We start from the raw sequence: 373 nt of genomic DNA, 5'->3' as shown, positions 1-373 counted from the left end.
ATTCTCGCGAATTCGTACAGTTGACCGCTTGTTTGTTTAGTTTTGAGGGAGCGATTCCTCTTTTATATGATATATGGGCCTATAGCTCAGCTGGTTAGAGCGCACGCCTGATAAGCGTGAGGTCGATGGTTCGAGTCCATTTAGGCCCACCATATATCCTTACCCATAACGGGGCCTTAGCTCAGCTGGGAGAGCGCCTGCCTTGCACGCAGGAGGTCAGCGGTTCGATCCCGCTAGGCTCCACCATTGTTCCTTGAAAACTAGATAATCGTAAGTAAGAAGAACCAAGAAAAACCGAGTGATCGCCATTTTAGTTTTTCTCTCTATTTAATAGAGAATCAACCACGACAATTTATTGTCAAACGGTTAAGTT

2 tRNA genes are annotated in these 373 nt (G+C 45.6%); both read left to right on the top strand.

Annotation, left to right across the window (positions count from 1 at the left end):
* Window positions 1–75 precede the first annotated feature (75 nt).
* Window positions 76–152 (top strand) — tRNA-Ile (locus M3204_RS23535).
* Window positions 153–170: 18 nt separating this feature from the next.
* Window positions 171–246: transfer RNA gene (locus M3204_RS23530), tRNA-Ala, on the top strand.
* Window positions 247–373 lie beyond the last annotated feature (127 nt).

The sequence above is a fragment of the Mesobacillus subterraneus genome (assembly GCF_023715485.1).
GTDB classification, from domain to species: Bacteria; Bacillota; Bacilli; order Bacillales; family Cytobacillaceae; genus Mesobacillus; species Mesobacillus subterraneus_B.
This window is presented reverse-complemented; position numbering and strand designations above follow the sequence as displayed.